The organism is Streptomyces sp. W16 (assembly GCF_033194735.1).
In the GTDB taxonomy this organism is placed as follows: domain Bacteria; phylum Actinomycetota; class Actinomycetes; order Streptomycetales; family Streptomycetaceae; genus Streptomyces.
Genome location: NZ_JAWOAI010000201.1, coordinates 1 through 16,401, shown reverse-complemented (window position 1 = coordinate 16,401; position 16,401 = coordinate 1). Strand labels below are relative to the sequence as shown.

Below are 16,401 nucleotides of genomic sequence, written 5' to 3'. Positions count from 1 at the left end.
CGCGGTCCTGGTCGACGGCACGCTACGACCCGTCCCGCCGGCCGGCATGTCCCTGCTCCGGGCGCTGTCCCGCCGGCCCGGCTGGGTGGTCGCCCGAGCGGAACTCCTCCGCGCCCTTCCCGGCGCCGGGCGCGACGAGCACGCCGTGGAGACGGCAATGGCCCGCCTCCGTACGGCACTCGGTGCGCCGAAGCTGATCCAGACGGTGGTGAAACGGGGGTATCGGCTGGCGCTGGACCCGGCGGCCGACGAGAAGTACTCCGACGGTTGAGCGGGTGTTGGCGCGGGTGTTGGCGCGGGTGTTGGCGCGGGCGTTGCTGGGGGCTGCGCCCCCAGACCCCCCTTCGGCCCTGAAGGGGCCTCGTCCTCAAACGCCGGACGGGCTGGATTTTGACGGCCTGTGCTGAGCAGCAACCCTGCGCTCAAACGCCCCGTACAACACCAACGCCCGCGCCAGACACCCCACCCCCACCGTCGACAGCACCGCCCGCACCACGTTCCACCCCACCCACGCGCTCTCGAACCGCTCCCGCGCCACCCCCACATCCGCCGTACGCGCGAGTTCGTCGTTCAGCGGGATGTTGAAGGCGACGGTGACGAGGAAGGCGAGCGCGTACGCCACCAGCCCCGCCCACACCCATCCCCGGTACGGCCTTCCGCGCACCTGCCACGCCGACACCGCGGTCAGCACCAGCGCCCCCATGAAGGCGAGGAGGAACACCGGGTTCTGGATCACGTCGTTGATGTTCCGCATCACCTCGACGAACACCCGGTCGTCGCTGCGCGCCAGCGCCGGCATCACCGCGCAGGCGAAGACGTAGAAGACCCCGGCGATCAGCCCCATCGCGACCGTGGCCGCACCCATTGCCCAGCCCGTCGCTGTCCTGTTCTCTGTCATGCCCTCCAGTCAACGGACCCGGCACCGCCGCCGACATCGCCGAGACGCGCACGCGCATACGCGGCCGTCCACGCGCACTCGGTACGAGGGGTTCCGGCCGCGCGAGCGGGCAGGCACTGTAGAGGCAACGGTTTCCCGACCGGGGTAGTCCCTAGGCGGTGACAGGCACATGGCACTGGGTACGACCATGGCCCCGTACGAGCTGCGTTTCGATGCCGGGCGGATCTGCCTGGATCTCCTGGCGACCACGCATCCCGAGGAACGGCTCGACGCGCCGGAGCCGCTGCGCGCGTGGATCGTCCGCTCCGGGCTCGTCCCGGCGGCCACCGAGCTCACGCACGTCGACTCCGCCTGGCTCGTCGGCTTCCGTGAACTGCGGGGACAGATCGGACAGTTGGTGCGCAGCAGACCGCCGGCCGAGGCCCGGTCCTACGACCTCGCGCTCGCCCAGGTCAACGACCTCGCCCGCGCCGCGCCCCCGGCACCCCGTGCCGTACGCGGTGAAGACGGCGCGCTGGTGCGGCGGTTGGCCGGTCCGCCGGGGTGCGAGGCGCTGCTCGCGGTGATCGCCAGGGATGCCGTGGAGCTGCTCACCGACCCGGTCGCGCGGGCCTCGCTGCGGGAGTGCGAAGGCGACAACTGCCCCATCGTGTACCTGGATACGTCACGGGGACGCAGGAGGCGCTGGTGCTCCAGTGAGGTCTGCGGGAACCGCGAAAGAGTGGCCCGGCACCGACGGCGCGCGGCCCTCGCCCGAGCCTGAGAATCCCATATGCGGCTTCTGTGAGGTGACGGACCGTCAATTGGCGAAGTGATTTTGACAACAGTGCGTTTCACTCAGTCGCCGCACGGGCAGCCCGCGTGATCTTGCTGATGTGGTGGAAATGTAAAGATCGTACGGCTGGAATGTGCACTCATGTCCCGCTCGTCACGTCACTCCACAGAAAAATGTCGCCTCCCTCTGAACACTCGCCCACCCGCCCGCGTACTCCTCGGTGAGCGACCGACCGGGGCAACCCCCGGACACCGGAGGTGGGCGTGCGCAAGGATTCCGTCGTGGCCAATGAACAAGCGCCGAGGGCCCGACATCGCATGTCCCAGTCCTCGGAACCTGATGAGGAGCTGATGCGTGCCCTGTACCGAGAGCACGCCGGACCCTTGCTCGCCTATGTGCTGCGGCTCGTCGCCGGCGACCGGCAACGTGCCGAGGACGTGGTGCAGGAGACGCTCATCCGGGCCTGGAAGAACGCCGGCCAGCTCAACCGGGCGACCGGATCGGTACGACCCTGGCTGGTGACGGTCGCACGGCGCATCGTCATCGACGGTCACCGCAGCCGGCAGGCCCGGCCGCAGGAGGTGGACCCGTCGCCGCTGGAGGTCATCCCCGCGGAGGACGAGATCGACAAGGCGTTGTGGCTGATGACACTGTCGGACGCGTTGGACGACCTGACCCCGGCCCACCGGGAGGTGCTCGTCGAGACGTACTTCAAGGGGCGTACCGTCAATGAGGCGGCCGAGACGCTTGGCATCCCCAGTGGCACGGTGCGCTCAAGGGTGTTCTACGCCCTTCGATCGATGAAGCTTGCTCTGGAGGAGCGGGGGGTGACGGCATGAGCATTTACGGGGGATACGGAACGGGTAGTCCTGGTTCCATGCAGGGATCTCAGGGCTCGAACGAACATGAGACCGTCGGCGCCTACGCCCTCGGGATTCTCGACGACGCCGAAGCAACCGCTTTCGAGGCACACCTCGCCACCTGCGAGTGGTGCGCCCAGCAGCTCGACGAGCTGGCGGGGATGGAACCGATGCTGGCGGCGCTCGCGGACCTGCCGGGCTCCGGCACCCCCGCGATCGGCGAGTCCCTGTCCGCCAAGCCGAGCCCGCGGCTGGTGGAGCGGCTGGTCGACGACGTGGGTGAACGCCGGGCCATGAAGCGCCGGCGCAGCTTCTACATGATCGCCGCGGCGGCTGCCCTGATCATCGCGGGACCGCTGGCCGTCATCGCGGCCAACGGCGGCGACAACTCGGGTCAGAAGGGCTCCGTGGCGGTGGGTACCGCCAAGGACACCTTCGAAACTCTGTCCGACAAGGTCACGGCCACGGACAAGAGCACCAAGGTCACCGCGACCGTGGCGATGTCCAAGAAGGACTGGGGCACCCTCGGGATCGTCGAGCTCAGCAACGTCAAGGGCCCGCTGAAGTGCTCCCTGATCGCCGTCGGCAAGAACGGCGAGCGCGAGACGATGGCCTCCTGGTCGGTCCCGGCCTGGGGCTACGGCATCGCGAACGCCACCAAGGCCGAGGCCAAGGCGCCGCTCTACGCCCAGGGCGGAGCGGCTCTCACGCCCAACGAGATCGACCACTTCGAGGTCATGACCTTCGACGGCAAGAAGCTCGTGGAAGTGGACGCCTAACAACTGGTCGACTGTGCTCGACGGGGTCCGGAGCGCGCACGCGCGCACCGGACCCCGCGTCTTTGTCAGGATCCGCCGGGCGGGCCCCTCGCCTCGGCGGCCTCCCTTCGCGTACGGTTGACGGCTGCCCAGCACGTCAGAAGGGGGCCCGGTGGCCGCACAGGCTCAACAGGAGACCGCGCTCGATGCGGTGTCCGACAAATCCGCCCAGGATTCGCTAAGGGACCGGGAGATCAGCGGCGAACAGACTCACCTGGACCGGGTCTACCGGCGCCTTGAGGAGAAGATCCGCGAGGCCGAGTTCCTCATGAACGACGCCGCCAAACGCGGCCAGGTCGGCACACCCGGCGCGCTCGCCGAACGCGACGCGCAGGTGTTCCGCGCCGGTATCCACCTCAACCGGCTCAACAACGAGTTCGAGGACTTCCTCTTCGGCAGGATCGACCTGCTGCTCGGCAAGGACGGCCAGAAGGGGCCCGACGGCGCCTACACCGCCGTGGAACCCGCCGACGGCTCCGTGCGCGACGACAACACGGCCGACATCGCCGAGACCCTGCACATCGGCCGCATCGGAGTCCTCGACACCGAGTACGCGCCCCTGGTCATCGACTGGCGGGCGCCCGCCGCGGCCCCGTTCTACCGCTCGACCCCGGTCGACCCGGGCCGGGTCGTACGGCGTCGCGTCATCCGCTCCAAGGGCCGCCGGGTCCTCGGTGTCGAGGACGACCTGATGCGCCCCGAGCTGACCGCCTTCCTCGACGGCGACCGGCTGGCCGTCATCGGCGACGGCGCCCTGATGGCCGCGCTCGGCCAGGCCCGGAGCCACACCATGCGCGACATCGTGGCGTCCATCCAGGCCGAACAGGACCTGGTGATCCGCGCCCCCGCCGCCTCGGTGACCTACGTCGAGGGCGGCCCGGGCACCGGCAAGACGGCTGTCGCCCTGCACCGCGCCGCCTACCTGCTCTACCAGGACCGGCGCCGCTACGCGGGCGGCATCCTCATCGTCTCGCCCACCCCGCTGCTGGTGGCGTACACCGAGGGAGTCCTGCCGTCCCTCGGCGAGGAGGGCCAGGTCGCCATCCGGGCCATCGGCTCGCTCGTCGACGGCGCCGAGGCCACCCTGTACGACTCCCCGGCCGTGGCCCGCACCAAGGGCTCGTACCGCATGCTCCGCGTGCTGCGGAAGGCCGCGCGCGGCGCCCTCGAAGCGAACGAATCACCGGCCCGGCTGCGGGTGGTCGCCTTCGGCCGCCGCCTCGAACTGGAGGCCGCCGACCTGGAGCGCGTCCGGCAGAACGCCCTCAGCGGTACGGCCCCGGTCAACATGCTGCGCCCGCGCGCCCGCAAGCTCCTCCTGGACGCCCTGTGGGAGCGCTCCGGCTCGGCCGGCCGGCACACCGACCCCGAACTCGCCGCCGAACTGCGCTCCTCCTTCGACGAGGACGTCGCGAGCGAGGACGAGTTCATCGCGTTCCTCGACGCCTGGTGGCCCGAACTCACCCCGCGCGCCGTCCTGGAGGCGATGTCCGACGAACGCAAGCTCGGCCGCTGGGCCCGGCGCATCTTCAACCCGGGCGAGGTCCGCAGGACCGCCCGCGCCCTGAAGCGGGACGGCCTCTCCGTCCACGACGTGGCGATCCTCGACGAACTCCAGGCGATCCTCGGCACCCCGGCCCGCCCCCGCAGGCGGCGCGACCTGGACCCGCTGGACCAGCTCACCGGCCTGGAGGAGCTGATGCCCGTACGCGAGGAGTCGCAGCGCGAACGGGCCGAGCGGCTCGCCCAGGAGCGCGTCGAGTACGCGCACGTCATCGTGGACGAGGCCCAGGACCTCACCCCGATGCAGTGGCGCATGGTCGGCCGCCGCGGCCGGCACGCCACCTGGACGGTCGTAGGGGACCCGGCCCAGTCCTCCTGGTCCGACCCCGACGAGGCCGCCGAGGCCCGTGACGAGGCCCTCGGCTCCCGCCCCCGCCGCCGCTTCACCCTCACGGTCAACTACCGCAACCCGGCCGAGATCGCCGAGCTGGCGGCGAAGGTCCTGGCCCTGGCGATGCCCGGCTCCGAGTCCCCGTCCGCGGTCCGCTCGACCGGAGTGAAACCTCACTTCGCCGTCGTACGGAACTCCCTGTCGGAGTCGGTCCGCGCGGAGGCCGCCCGGCTGCTCGACCGCGTGGACGGCACGGTCGGCGTGGTCGTCGCCATGAACCGCCGCGAGGAGGCCCGCCGCTGGCTCACCGGCCTCGGCGACCGGGTCGTCGCCCTCGGCAGCCTGGAGGCCAAGGGTCTGGAGTACGACGCGACGGTCGTCGTCTCACCGGCGGAGATCGCCGACGAGTCACCGGCCGGCCTCCGTGTCCTGTACGTCGCCCTCACCCGCGCGACCCAGCAGCTCACGGTCGTCTCGGCCGACCGGGACGAGCCGGACGCGAACGGGGTACCGGACCTTCTCAGAGACTGATTCTGTGAACCTGCGGGATGGGAATGGCCTTACGGGATCCGTTTGTTAGCCTGGGTGTGACACCGGCCCGATCCAAGCCCCCGGGCCCAACCTTCGTCGCTCAGAGCGACCACTTGCCGCGAGGCGAGCATGGCGGGTCGGTGTCATTGCCTGTCAGAGAGGTCCCCGTCACGGGAAAAGTGACGGGGGCCTCTTTTTCTCGCGAACAAAACGTTCGCAATCGGGGGCGGCTAACGCCTACCCGACAGTAGGTGCGACCATCGGAACGCGTACTCAGCTCAACGGTGAAAGCAGAGGAAGTCGGCCATGGCTACGGCGCCCAGCGTCTCCTACTCGATCACGGTCCGTCTGGAGGTGCCTGCCAGCGGAACGGCGGTATCCCAGATCACCACGGCCGTGGAGTCCCACGGAGGCTCGGTGACCGGCCTCGACGTGACCGCCTCCGGCCACGAGAAGCTCCGCATCGACGTCACCATCGCGGCGTCCTCCACGGCCCACGCCGACGAGATCGTCCAGCAGCTGCGCGGCATCGAGGGCGTCACCCTCGGCAAGGTCTCCGACCGTACGTTCCTCATGCACCTCGGCGGCAAGATCGAGATGCAGTCCAAGCACCCGATCCGCAACCGTGACGACCTCTCCATGATCTACACCCCGGGTGTCGCCCGCGTGTGCATGGCGATCGCGGAGAACCCCGAGGACGCGCGCCGCCTCACCATCAAGCGCAACTCCGTCGCGGTCGTGACGGACGGTTCGGCCGTTCTCGGGCTCGGCAACATCGGCCCGATGGCCGCCCTCCCGGTCATGGAGGGCAAGGCGGCCCTCTTCAAGCGCTTCGCCGGCATCGACGCCTGGCCGCTGTGCCTGGACACCCAGGACACCGACGAGATCGTCGCGATCGTCAAGGCGATCGCCCCGGGCTTCGCCGGCATCAACCTGGAGGACATCTCCGCGCCGCGCTGCTTCGAGATCGAGGCCCGGCTGCGCGAGGCGCTCGACATCCCCGTCTTCCACGACGACCAGCACGGCACCGCGATCGTGGTCCTCGCCGCGTTGACGAACGCGCTGCGGGTCGCCGGCAAGGGCATCGGTGACATCCGGGTCGTCATGTCCGGCGCGGGCGCGGCCGGTACGGCCATCCTCAAGCTGCTGCTCGCCGCCGGCGTCAAGAACGCGGTCGTTGCCGACATCCACGGTGTCGTGCACGCCGACCGCGAGGACCTGGTCGACGCCAAGCCCGACTCGCCGCTGCGCTGGATCGCCGACAACACCAACGTCGAGGGCCTCACCGGCACGCTGAAGGAGGCCGTGCGCGGCGCCGACGTCTTCGTGGGCGTCTCCGCCCCGAACGTCCTCGACGGCGACGACGTGGCCGCGATGGCCGACGGCGCCATCGTGTTCGCGCTCGCGAACCCCGACCCCGAGGTCGACCCGACGATCGCCCGTCAGACGGCCGCAGTTGTGGCCACCGGCCGCTCGGACTTCCCGAACCAGATCAACAACGTGCTGGTCTTCCCGGGTGTCTTCCGCGGTCTGCTGGACGCGCAGTCCCGCACCGTCAACACCGAGATGATGCTCGCCGCGGCGAGCGCACTCGCGAACGTGGTGTCCGAGGACGAGCTGAACGCGAACTACATCATCCCCAGCGTCTTCAACGACAAGGTCGCCGGCGCGGTGGCCGGCGCGGTGCGCGAGGCCGCGAAGACCGCGGCAGCGGCGGCGCCCTCCGCGTCGTAGTCCGCCGGGCGATGTGTGTGCGGCGGCTGTGAGGATCGCCACGGCCGCCCGTACATCGGCGCGTCGCGGAACCCGGGGCCTTCGGCGGCCGTTTATCGTGGCGGCCAGGCTTCGGGCCTGTCCAGGCCCGGCCCTCGCTGCCGGGAGCCGACGGAGCGTCACCACACTGATGCAGTGGCGCTCTTCGTGTGACTCCCACGGGTGTTCTCGCGACTCCTACGGGTGCCGGATTGGCTTTCCCGCCGCAGGTAGGGGCAGGATGCGTCTTCGGGCGCGAGGGTCTGGACGACGGACCCGGGTCCGGGGACTCACCGAGGACCCTGGCAGCATCGGCTTCACCGTGCCCGATATGCGGCTCCGCCGCGTGGCACGCCTCAACGGCAAGAAGAACACGGGAGTAACAACATGAACCGCAGTGAGCTGGTGGCCGCGCTGGCCGACCGTGCCGAGGTGACCCGCAAGGACGCCGACGCCGTTCTGGCCGCGTTCGCCGAGACCGTCGGCGAGATCGTCTCCAAGGGCGACGAGAAGGTCACGATCCCCGGCTTCCTGACCTTCGAGCGCACCCACCGTGCCGCTCGCACCGCGCGCAACCCGCAGACCGGCGACCCGATCAACATCCCCGCCGGTTACAGCGTCAAGGTGTCCGCGGGCTCGAAGCTCAAGGAAGCCGCCAAGGGCAAGTAGGCCTTCGCGTACGCGACGGGATTGCGTACGAGGCTCAGTAACGCGAATGGGGCGGCCACCCGGTCAGGGTGGCCGCCCCATCGTCGTACGGACGACTGCTCAGCCGTTGTTCCTACGACTGCTTATCCGAGCGCCTTGCCCGGCAGTTCGGCCTCCGGGCTCAGCTCGACGAGCTTCTCGGCGCTGTGCCTGCTGGGGCACGGAGATGCGTGGCGGTGGTCAGCCGAGCGCCTTGCCCGGCAACTCCACCTTCGCGCCCAGCTCCACGAGCTTCTCCATGAAGTTCTCGTAGCCGCGGTTGATGAGGTCGATGCCGTGGACGCGGGACGTGCCCTGGGCCGCGAGGGCCGCGATGAGGTACGAGAAGCCGCCGCGGAGGTCGGGGATGACCAGGTCGGCGCCCTGGAGGCGGGTCGGGCCCGAGACGACCGCCGAGTGGAGGAAGTTGCGCTGGCCGAAGCGGCAGTGGGAGCCGCCGAGGCACTCGCGGTAGAGCTGGATGTGCGCGCCCATCTGGTTGAGCGCGGAGGTGAAGCCGAGCCGGGACTCGTAGACCGTCTCGTGGACGATGGAGAGGCCGGTCGCCTGCGTGAGGGCGACGACCAGCGGCTGCTGCCAGTCCGTCTGGAAGCCCGGGTGCACGTCCGTTTCGAGCGCGATGGACTTCAACTGGCCGCCGGGGTGCCAGAAGCGGATGCCCTCGTCGTCGATCGCGAAGGCACCGCCCACCTTCCGGTAGGTGTTGAGGAACGTCATCATCGAGCGCTGCTGCGCGCCCCGGACGTAGATGTTGCCTTCGGTCGCCAGCGCCGCGGACGCCCAGGACGCGGCCTCCAGGCGGTCCGGGAGGGCCGCGTGGGTGTAGCCGCCGAGCGAGTCCACACCGGTGATGCGGATCGTCCGGTCGGTGTCCATGGCGATGATCGCGCCCATCTTCTGCAGTACGCAGATGAGGTCCTCGATCTCCGGTTCCACGGCCGCGTTGGCGAGTTCGGTGACACCCTCCGCCAACACCGCGGTCAGCAGCACCTGTTCGGTCGCGCCGACGGACGGGTACGGCAGCTGGATCTTCGTACCGCGCAGCCGCTGCGGAGCCTCCAGGTACTGGCCGTCCGCCCGCTTCTCGATCTTCGCGCCGAACTGCCGCAGCACCTCGAAGTGGAAGTCGATCGGCCGGCCGCCGATGTCACAGCCGCCAAGACCCGGGATGAACGCGTGCCCCAGCCGGTGAAGCAGCGGACCGCAGAACAGGATCGGGATGCGCGACGAGCCCGCGTGGGCATCGATGTCAGCGACGTTGGCGCTCTCGACGTGCGACGGATCGAGCACCAGCTCGCCCGGCTCCTCACCCGGACGGACCGTCACCCCGTGCAGTTGCAGCAGTCCGCGTACGACCCGAACGTCTCGGATGTCCGGTACGTTGCGCAGTCGACTTGGCTCACTGCCCAGCAGGGCGGCGACCATGGCCTTGGGTACGAGGTTCTTCGCACCGCGGACACGGATCTCGCCCTCCAGCGGGGTTCCGCCATGGACAAGCAGTACGTCGTCTGAGCCGTTGACGGTCATGAATCTCGCGTTCCGTGGAGTTGGGCAGGGGCCGAAGACGTAAGCGTAATGGCCGCCCACCCCCCTTCAGAAAGCCCAAGGACCGCTCAGCCACGTCATAGCTGTGTCACAACACGAACCGTTCTCAATCGGGCACATGGGGTCACCGGGCAGGGCCGTGCGCGGAGGACGCTTCGGTGCGCCCTGAGCTGCATTCACTCAGGTACCCGCATTGCCTCCCCCATCACGGGGAAGATGCGGGATCATGTCTGGCATGACCGAGGTGTCCTCGCTCACAGGGCGGTTGCTCGTGGCAACACCCGCTCTGGCGGACCCGAACTTCGACCGCGCGGTGGTGCTCCTTCTCGACCACGACGAGGAGGGCTCCCTCGGTGTCGTCCTCAACCGGCCCACCCCTGTGGACGTCGGCGACATCCTGGAGGGCTGGGCGGATCTCGCCGGCGAGCCGGGAGTCGTCTTCCAGGGCGGCCCGGTCCAGTTGGACTCGGCCCTCGGTGTCGCCGTCATCCCGGGCGGCGCGTCGTCCACCGAGCGCGCCCCGCTCGGCTGGCGGCGGGTGCACGGCGCGATCGGCCTCGTCGACCTGGAGGCCCCGCCGGAGCTGCTGGCCGCGGCGCTCGGCTCGCTGAGAATCTTCGCCGGTTACGCCGGCTGGGGACCCGGTCAGCTGGAGGACGAACTCGTGGACGGCGCCTGGTACGTCGTCGAGTCGGAGCCCGGTGACGTCTCCTCGCCGTCCCCGGAGAGACTCTGGCGCGAGGTGCTGCGCCGCCAGCGCAGTGAGCTGGCGATGGTGGCGACCTATCCGGACGACCCTTCCCTGAATTGATCCCTGAACTGAGGGACCCTTCGCGGAACTGATGCCGGTGAGCTTCAGTACCCTTGGCCGTATGAGCACTCTTGAGCCCGAGCGCGGGACTGGTACGGGGACCCTCGTAGAGCCGACGCCCCAGGTGTCGCACGGCGACGGGGACCATGAGCGCTTCGCCCATTACGTCCAGAAGGACAAGATCATGGCGAGCGCCCTGGACGGCACTCCTGTGGTGGCGTTGTGCGGGAAGGTCTGGGTGCCGGGCCGCGACCCGAAGAAGTACCCGGTGTGTCCCATGTGCAAGGAGATCTACGAGTCCATGGGCTCGGGCGGGGACGGAGACAAGGGCAAGGGCGGCGACAAGTAGCCGTTCGGCCGGTCTGACTTCGTAAGGCCCTCGGGGCGCGCTTCGGCGCGCCCCGAGGGCCTTTTGTGTGTTTCGACGGCTTTTCGACGGTCTTTCGCGTGTCACGAAGTGGTTGAGACCTCTTGTGGCCGCGTTCATCTACTCCTTAATCTCCGTGGTGTTGTGCAGAGCGAAACGCCCATTGCATATGTTGCAACGCACGCCCGGATTCCCGGAGGAACGCTCCATGAAGCTCGCCCCCAGATTCGCCGTACTCCTGGCAGCCGCCGCTGTCGTGGCCGGCTGCGCACCCCAGACCTCCGACAACTCGTCCTCGGACAAGGACGACCAGAGCGGCACCCTGCGGGTGTGGCTCTTCCAGGAGGTCGGCAACGACCCGAAGGCGAAAGTCGTCGACTCCGTAGTGACCGCTTTCGAGAAGGCCCACAAGGGCACCAAGGTGGACGTCGAGTACATCCCGATCGACACCCGCGCCCAGCGCGTCAAGGCCGCGTTCAACGACCCGAAGTCCGCGCCCGACGTCATGGAGTACGGCAACACCGACACGGCCGGCTATGTGAAGGACGGCGGACTCCTCGACGTCACCAAGGAGTTCGGCGCCTGGAGCGAGGCCAAGGACACCGACCCCACCGCGAAGCAGTCCGTCACGGTCGACGGCAAGACGTACGGCTCCCCCTTCTACGTCGGCGTCCGCGCCCTCTATTACCGCACCGACGTCTTCAAGGACCTCGGCCTGCAACCCCCCAAGACCATGACCGAGTTGGCGGCCACCGCCCGCAAGATCCACAAGGCGAAGTCCGACCTCTACGGCCTCGTCGTCGGCGGCGCCTACACCTACGGCGCGATGCCGTTCGTCTGGGCCAACGGCGGCGAACTCGCCACCGCCCAGGGCGGTTCGTACACCTCCGGGATCGACAGCGCCGCCGCCCAGAAGGGCATCAAGGCCTACACCTCGCTCTTCACGAGCGACAACTGTCCCGCCGCCAAGTGCGCGGTCATGGGCGGCAACGACACGATCACTGCGTTCGCGGCCGGCAAGGCGGGCATGGCGATCGGCGGCGACTTCAGCCACACGGCTGTTGAGGCGGGCAAGGTCAAGGGCAAGTACGCGGTCGTACCGCTGCCGGGTGTCGCGTCCGGGTCTGTCGCTCCCGCGTTCGCCGGGGGCAACAACATCGGGGTTCTGAAGAGCACTTCGCACCGCACGCTCGCGGTTGACCTGATGGAGCAGCTCACCTCGAAGGCGACGCAGGCGTCCATGTTCGACGCGATGGGGTTCCTGCCCACGTTCACGGATGTCCGTGACACCGCCGCCGCGAAGGTGCCGTTCGAGAAGCCGTTCGTGCAGACCCTGGCCGCCGGCACGAAGTTCGTTCCCGCGTCGCCGGGTTGGTCCGAGATCGACTCCTCGCTGGTGTTGCCGACGATGCTGCAGGAGGTCATCAGCGGGAAGAAGAGTGTGGCGGCGGCTTCTGGGGACGCGGCGAAGAAGATGAACTCTGCGTTCAGCTCCGCGGGTTGAGCGGTGGCGCCTAATAGCTCGGTGAGTGTGGAGCGTTCGCGGGTGCGGGTCCGTCGTGGCCGATCGCGCAGTTCCCCGCGCCCCTTGGGGGGTTGGACGACTCCTTGGATTTATCTTGCCCCGGCTCTCGTCGTCCTTGGTGGGCTGCTCGTTTACCCCATCTACCAGCTCGGGTTGATCTCGTTCTTCCAGTACACGCAGGCCCAGGTCAGTGGTGGGGAGCCGACGACCTTCAAGGGGTTCGGGAACTACACGGAGTTGTTCTCCGACAGCCAGTTCTGGCAGGTGCTGCTGTCGACCGTGCTGTTCGCGGGCGCCTGCGTCGTCTCGACGCTCGCCGTCGGCTGCGCCCTCGCCGTACTGCTCACGCGCGTGCGTGCCGTGCCCCGACTCGTGCTGATGCTGGCCGCGTTGGGGGCGTGGGCGACACCGGCGGTGACGGGTTCGACGGTCTGGCTGCTGCTGTTCGACCCGGACTTCGGGCCGGTCAACCGCATCCTGGGCCTCGGCGACCACTCCTGGACGTACGGACGCCTCAGCGCGTTCTTCCTCGTCCTGCTCGAAGTGGTCTGGTGCTCCTTCCCGTTCGTGATGGTGACGGTCTACGCCGGCATCCGCGCCGTACCCTCCGAGGTCCTGGAGGCCGCCGCCCTGGACGGCGCCTCCCAGTGGCGCATCTGGCGGTCGATCCTCACGCCGATGCTCCGCCCGATCCTGACCGTCGTCACCATCCAGTCCGTCATCTGGGACTTCAAGGTCTTCACCCAGATCTACGTCATGACCAACGGCGGCGGCATCGCGGGCCAGAACCTCGTCCTCAACGTGTACGCCTACCAACAGGCGTTCGCGTCCTCGAAGTACAGCCTCGGCTCGGCGATCGGCGTCGTCATGCTGCTGATGCTGCTCGCCGTCACGCTGGTCTATCTGCGACTGCTGCGCAGGCAGGGGGAGGAACTGTGAGTCTGCTACGCGGTCTTGTACGGCGTCCCTGGCGGCTCGCTGCCGAGGCCTCGGCACTGCTGATCGCGGTCGTCGTCGCCTTCCCCCTCTATTGGATGGTGCTCAGCGCCTTCAAACCGGCCGGGGAAATCGAGTCGAGCGAGCCCCGGCCGTGGACGCTCGCGCCCTCCCTGGACTCCTTCCGACGGGTCTTCGGGCAGCAGGAATTCGGCCGTTACTTCGTCAACAGCCTTGTCGTGGCGGGCACGGTGGTCATCGTCTCGGCACTGATCGCCTTTCTCGCCGCGACCGCCGTGACCCGATTCCGGTTCCGGTTCCGGACCACCCTCCTGATCATGTTCCTGGTGGCCCAGATGGTGCCCGTGGAAGCACTGACGATCCCGCTGTTCTTCACCATGCGGGGCCTCGGCCTGCTGAACACCCTGGGGTCGCTGATCCTGCCCCAGATCGCCTTCTCGCTGCCGTTCGCGATCTGGATGCTGCGGGGGTTCGTGAAAGCCGTACCGGACGCGCTGGAGGAGGCCGCGTACATCGACGGGGCGAGCCGGACGCGATTCCTGTGGCAGATCCTTTTCCCGCTCGTCTTCCCCGGGTTGGTCGCCACGAGCGTGTTTTCCTTCATCTCGGCCTGGAACGACTTCCTCTTCGCCAAGTCCTTCATCATCAGCGACACTTCCCAGTCGACCCTGCCGATGGCCCTCCTCGTCTTCTACAAGCCCGACGACCCGGACTGGGGCGGTGTCATGGCGGCCTCCACGGTGATGACGATTCCGGTGCTGGTGTTCTTCGTACTCGTACAGCGACGTCTGGTCTCGGGGCTGGGCGGAGCGGTTAAGGACTGACGTGACTGAACTGATTCCTCAACCCAGCAGTGTTGTCGCCGGTTCCGGCGAAGTGCGGTTGACGGCGCGTTCCCGGTTCTACGCCGGCACCGGCACGGAGGGCGTCGGCAACTGGTTGCGCGCCGCACTCCAGCAGGCCACCGGTCTGCCGCTGCGCGAGGGGCAGGAACTCGACGACGCCTGCGCCGACGGCATCGGGCTCCAGCTCGACCCCATGCTCGGCCCCGAGGAATACCGTCTCGTCAGCGACTCGAACGGGGTCTTCATCGAGGGCGGCAGCCCGGCCGGTGTCTTCTGGGGCGCTCAGACGCTCCGTCAACTCCTGGGCCCCGCTGCATACCGCAGGGCCCCGCTCAACCGGGACCGCACCTGGGCCGTGCCCCACCTCGTCATCCAGGACTCCCCCCGTTTCCGCTGGCGCGGCCTCATGCTCGACGTCGCCCGGCACTTCATGCCCAAGGAAGGCGTCCTGCGCTACCTGGATCTGCTGGCGGCGCACAAACTCAACGTCTTCCACTTCCACTTGACGGACGACCAGGGCTGGCGCGTACAGATCAAGCGGTACCCGAAGCTGACCGAGATCGGCTCCTGGCGGGCCCGCACGAAATTCGGCCACCGCGCCTCACCCCTGTGGGACGACAAGCCCCACGGCGGCTACTACACGCAGGACGACATCCGCGAGATCGTCGCCTACGCCGCCGAGCGGCATATCACCGTGGTCCCCGAAATCGACGTACCGGGACACTCGCAGGCAGCCATCGCCGCGTATCCGGAACTCGGCAACACCGACGTCATCGACACTAACTCCCTCTCCGTCTGGGACACCTGGGGCATCAACCCGAACGTACTCGCCCCCACTGACAACACCCTGCGCTTCTACGAGGGGGTGTTCGAGGAACTCCTCGACCTGTTCCCCTCGGAGTTCATTCACGTCGGCGGTGACGAATGCCTCAAGGACCAGTGGAAGCAGTCGCCGACCGCACAGGCGCGCATCGAGGAACTCGGGCTCGCGGACGAGGACGAGTTGCAGTCGTGGTTCATCGGACACTTCGACAAGTGGCTCTCCGCGCGCGGGAGAAGGCTCGTCGGCTGGGACGAGATCCTGGAGGGCGGTCTCGCGGACGGTGCGGTCGTGTCGTCTTGGCGCGGCTACGAGGGCGGGATCACCGCCGCCCGCGCGGGCCACGACGTCGTCATGTGCCCTGAACAGCATGTGTACTTGGACTGGCGGCAGGCCCCCGGCGAGGACGAGCCGGTGCCGATCGCCCATGTGCGCACCCTGGAGGACGTCTACCTCTTCGAGCCCGTTCCCGAGCAGCTCAGCGAGGCCGAGGCCCGTCATGTGCTGGGCGCGCAGGCCAACGTGTGGACCGAGGTGATGGAGGATCACGCGCGCGTGGACTACCAGACGTTCCCCAGGCTGGCCGCGTTCGCCGAGGTCGCCTGGAGTGCGCTTCCGGCGCCCGCGGAACGGGACTTCGCCGACTTCGAGCGTCGGATGACCGCCCACTTTCCGCGACTCGACGCCCTGGGTGTCGCCTACCGCCCGCCCACCGGACCCCTGCCGTGGCAGCGCCGCCCCGGAGTGCTCGGACGACCCAAGGAGGGCCCGCCCCCGAACGCGTAGAACCCGGAAGGGAAAAAGCCCCCAGGAGTCACCGATGAGTGGCAATTCGCACGTACCGGTGATGTCCCGCCAAAACGGACCATCTCCCTGATGAGGCGGGCGAATGCCTCCTAGCGGACCCCCGCGTTCGGGTCTTGCGAAGATGTGCCAGAGTTGCCACGTCCGCCCTGTCAGCACGTACCGTACGGCAGCAACAGGTGGGACCAGGTGGGGCAGCGGGAAGGGGCAGCCGGTTTGACCACGCACGCACCGCAGGCGGGGCAGTCCGTCACGCTGCCCACGACGCTGGACGAGGCCGTGGCGGCGCTCACGGCCCTGCCCACGGCCGTTCCCGTGGCCGGCGGCACCGACCTCATGGCGGCCGTCAACTCGGGACAGCTCAGGCCCAGCGCGCTGGTCGGTCTCGGGCGGATCAGCGAGATCCGCGGCTGGCAGTACCAGGACGGCCACGCGCTGCTCGGCGCCGGCCTCACGCACGCCCGCATGGGCCGCCAGATCGGAAGAGCGTC

At 68.7% G+C, this 16,401-nt stretch carries 16 protein-coding genes; 14 read left to right on the top strand and 2 right to left on the bottom strand.

What is annotated here, in order from left to right:
- Positions 1–271 (top strand): winged helix-turn-helix domain-containing protein (locus tag R6V09_RS25655; RefSeq protein WP_317883777.1); only part of this gene is annotated, 271 nt, incomplete at its 5' end.
- A 96-nt stretch (positions 272–367) separates the two neighbouring features.
- On the opposite strand, the gene R6V09_RS25650 is transcribed toward R6V09_RS25655, so the two are convergent.
- Positions 368–898: an anthrone oxygenase family protein gene (locus tag R6V09_RS25650; RefSeq protein ID WP_317883776.1), complete on the bottom strand. Its 531-nt coding sequence runs from the start codon at positions 896–898 to the stop codon at positions 368–370.
- 169 nt (positions 899–1,067) lie between these two features.
- On the opposite strand from R6V09_RS25650, the gene R6V09_RS25645 reads away from it, so the two are divergent.
- The 6 genes from R6V09_RS25645 to R6V09_RS25620 all read left to right on the top strand — a co-directional run bounded on the left by R6V09_RS25645 (position 1,068) and on the right by R6V09_RS25620 (position 8,197).
- Positions 1,068–1,661, top strand: a complete 594-nt coding sequence (locus R6V09_RS25645) for a CGNR zinc finger domain-containing protein (RefSeq protein WP_317883775.1) — start codon at positions 1,068–1,070, stop codon at positions 1,659–1,661.
- A gap of 329 nt (positions 1,662–1,990) precedes the next feature.
- On the top strand, positions 1,991–2,512 hold the full coding sequence (locus R6V09_RS25640) for a sigma-70 family RNA polymerase sigma factor (RefSeq protein WP_019056398.1): 522 nt from the start codon (positions 1,991–1,993) through the stop codon (positions 2,510–2,512).
- A gap of 38 nt (positions 2,513–2,550) precedes the next feature.
- Positions 2,551–3,312 carry an anti-sigma factor family protein gene (locus R6V09_RS25635; RefSeq protein ID WP_317883774.1) on the top strand — a complete coding sequence of 254 codons (762 nt, stop codon included), beginning with the start codon at positions 2,551–2,553 and terminating at the stop codon, positions 3,310–3,312.
- 151 nt (positions 3,313–3,463) lie between these two features.
- On the top strand, positions 3,464–5,776 hold the full coding sequence (locus tag R6V09_RS25630) for a HelD family protein (RefSeq protein WP_317883773.1): 2,313 nt from the start codon (positions 3,464–3,466) through the stop codon (positions 5,774–5,776).
- A 306-nt stretch (positions 5,777–6,082) separates the two neighbouring features.
- Positions 6,083–7,510 carry an NAD-dependent malic enzyme gene (locus tag R6V09_RS25625; RefSeq protein WP_317883772.1) on the top strand — a complete coding sequence of 476 codons (1,428 nt, stop codon included), beginning with the start codon at positions 6,083–6,085 and terminating at the stop codon, positions 7,508–7,510.
- A gap of 405 nt (positions 7,511–7,915) precedes the next feature.
- Positions 7,916–8,197, top strand: a complete 282-nt coding sequence (locus R6V09_RS25620) for an HU family DNA-binding protein (RefSeq protein ID WP_019056394.1) — start codon at positions 7,916–7,918, stop codon at positions 8,195–8,197.
- A 219-nt stretch (positions 8,198–8,416) separates the two neighbouring features.
- Here the strand turns inward: R6V09_RS25620 and murA are convergent, their stop codons facing one another.
- Positions 8,417–9,763 (bottom strand): UDP-N-acetylglucosamine 1-carboxyvinyltransferase, encoded by a 1,347-nt coding sequence (gene murA / locus R6V09_RS25615; protein WP_043679363.1) that lies wholly within the window; start codon positions 9,761–9,763, stop codon positions 8,417–8,419.
- A 253-nt stretch (positions 9,764–10,016) separates the two neighbouring features.
- Between murA and R6V09_RS25610 the strand changes: the two genes are divergently transcribed.
- The 7 genes from R6V09_RS25610 to R6V09_RS25580 all read left to right on the top strand — a co-directional run.
- Positions 10,017–10,592, top strand: coding sequence for a YqgE/AlgH family protein (locus R6V09_RS25610; RefSeq protein WP_317883779.1), 576 nt, complete (start codon positions 10,017–10,019; stop codon positions 10,590–10,592).
- Positions 10,593–10,653: 61 nt separating this feature from the next.
- Positions 10,654–10,941 carry a DUF3039 domain-containing protein gene (locus R6V09_RS25605; protein WP_026178118.1) on the top strand — a complete coding sequence of 96 codons (288 nt, stop codon included), beginning with the start codon at positions 10,654–10,656 and terminating at the stop codon, positions 10,939–10,941.
- A 226-nt stretch (positions 10,942–11,167) separates the two neighbouring features.
- Positions 11,168–12,463: an extracellular solute-binding protein gene (locus R6V09_RS25600; protein WP_317883771.1), complete on the top strand. Its 1,296-nt coding sequence runs from the start codon at positions 11,168–11,170 to the stop codon at positions 12,461–12,463.
- A gap of 84 nt (positions 12,464–12,547) precedes the next feature.
- On the top strand, positions 12,548–13,423 hold the full coding sequence (locus tag R6V09_RS25595; protein WP_442810133.1) for a carbohydrate ABC transporter permease: 876 nt from the start codon (positions 12,548–12,550) through the stop codon (positions 13,421–13,423).
- Positions 13,420–14,265 (top strand): carbohydrate ABC transporter permease, encoded by an 846-nt coding sequence (locus R6V09_RS25590; protein WP_317883770.1) that lies wholly within the window; start codon positions 13,420–13,422, stop codon positions 14,263–14,265. The genes R6V09_RS25595 and R6V09_RS25590 overlap by 4 nt, the downstream gene beginning before the upstream one ends.
- 1 nt (position 14,266) lies before the next feature.
- Positions 14,267–15,892, top strand: a complete 1,626-nt coding sequence (locus tag R6V09_RS25585; protein ID WP_317883769.1) for a beta-N-acetylhexosaminidase — start codon at positions 14,267–14,269, stop codon at positions 15,890–15,892.
- A gap of 234 nt (positions 15,893–16,126) precedes the next feature.
- A partial coding sequence (locus tag R6V09_RS25580; protein WP_317883768.1) for an FAD binding domain-containing protein occupies positions 16,127–16,401 on the top strand: 275 nt, incomplete at its 3' end.